The organism is Sulfuricurvum sp. (assembly GCF_049305995.1).
In the GTDB taxonomy this organism is placed as follows: Bacteria; Campylobacterota; Campylobacteria; order Campylobacterales; family Sulfurimonadaceae; genus Sulfuricurvum.
Genome location: NZ_JBAQPS010000054.1, coordinates 1 through 1,787, shown reverse-complemented (window position 1 = coordinate 1,787; position 1,787 = coordinate 1). Strand labels below are relative to the sequence as shown.

Annotated in this window: 2 protein-coding genes; one reads left to right on the top strand and one right to left on the bottom strand. The window is 44.7% G+C overall.

Features of this window, described 5'->3' with window-relative positions; all coding sequences use genetic code 11:
• A partial coding sequence (gene argS / locus WA010_RS01810) for an arginine--tRNA ligase (protein ID WP_422555469.1) occupies nucleotides 1–1,146 on the top strand: 1,146 nt, incomplete at its 5' end.
• A gap of 8 nt (nucleotides 1,147–1,154) precedes the next feature.
• On the opposite strand, the gene WA010_RS01805 is transcribed toward argS, so the two are convergent.
• Nucleotides 1,155–1,787 (bottom strand): flagellin (locus WA010_RS01805; RefSeq protein ID WP_422555468.1); only part of this gene is annotated, 633 nt, incomplete at its 5' end.

Genomic DNA, 1,787 nt, shown 5'->3' with positions numbered 1-1,787 from the left:
GAGTATTACGTCAACGATGCGGGGAATCAAATCGATTTACTCGGTGTATCCTTACAGCTCGAAGGGCGTAGCTCTCTTCTGGGAGAAGCGGTAGAATGGCCGGAAAAATACTATCGTGGTGAGTATCTTAGTGACTTAGCCAAAGAGGTAGTAGAGATTTTCGGTGAAGAAGCATTACGCGATGAGAGCCGTCAGAAAGAGCTGGCTCTTTGGGCAAAAGATAAAATATTAGCTCTTATTGTTGAAGATTTGGCATCGATTAACGTCCATTTTGACACCTTTGTCGGTGAAGCCTCTCTCTATAGTGAGTGGGATCGCGTAATGGCAAAAATGGGTGAGGGTGTTTACGTGAGTGAGGGTAAAACCTTTATCCACTCATCGGAACACGGCGATGACCATGACCGTGTCGTGGTGCGCGAAGACGGACGTCCGACCTACCTTGCGGGAGATATTATCTATCATAACCAAAAGTTCGAGCGCGCCTATGATGATTACATCAATATCTGGGGAGCGGATCATCACGGCTATATTGCCCGTGTGAAAGCGGCGATCACCTTTTTGGGCTACGATTCAGAAAAACTAGAAGTGCTCCTCTCTCAAATGGTGAGTTTGCTCAAAGACGGTGAACCGTTCAAAATGTCCAAACGTGCAGGTACCGTTATTCTGATGAGTGACGTGGTTGAAGAGATCGGTGCAGAAGCGTTGCGTTTTATGTTCGCCTCTAAAAAGTGCGATACGGCACTCGAATTTGACATCGAAGAGCTCAAACGCCAAGACAGCTCTAACCCGATCTACTATATCCAATACGCCCATGCTCGTATTCAGACGTTGATTGCGAAAAGCGAAAAAAGTATGGATGAGATTATGGCTTCCCATTTGCATGGGTTAAGTGCGGATGCGGACGGATTGCTGTTCGAAGCGTTATTGTTGCCGGAGATTATCGACGATGCCTTCGAATCGCGTCAAGCGCAAAAACTCCCTGATTATCTCAAAGTTCTTGCGGGGCGTTTACATAAATTTTACTACGATACCCGAATCATCGGTACCGAAGATGAAGCGAAGTTATTAAAACTTCTTCTCGTTGTCGCTCTCTCGATTAAAACGGGACTTTCACTTCTTGGAATCCAAGCCAAAGATCGGATGTAAATCCGATTTTACCCCAACAATCTCGTAACATTTTGTTGAAGCATATCGTTTCGATGTGCCATCGCAATCTGAGCCACATCCAATTTTAAATTACTTTGTTGAAAATCTTTGATGGCATTGACCATATCGGTATCGGTAATTTGGCTTTTTGCCGCTGAGGTTGCCGTGATCTGCTCTAATAACGTATTGGATGCACTGATGAGTCCGTTGGTTGTAGAACCTATCGTTGAATTGGCTTGAACCAGTGCATCCCGATAGGATTCAATGCTCTCTTGGCTATCGATTTTAAGAGAAGAGGTGGATACCTCAGGGATGGATGCGCTTATGGTGCTATCCCCTAGTGAGAGGGTTGTAGTACTTCCAAAAAGCGATTTACCGTTAAAACTGCTGCTATCGATACTTTGCTGCATTGATTCAACCGTTCGGTTGAATTCACTTTGCAACCCTTGTTTTTGAGTTTCGTTTAATGAAGCACTGTTGTAACGGACACTTAAATCATTAAGTGTTTGGGTTTGATCACTGAGAGAGTTTAGTGTCCCTCCTGCGATTTGCATCATCGCAACCCCGTCATTGGCATTCATGAGCCCTTGTGACATGGTAGAAATTTGGCTTTGTAACATATCAGCGATAGATCGTGAAGC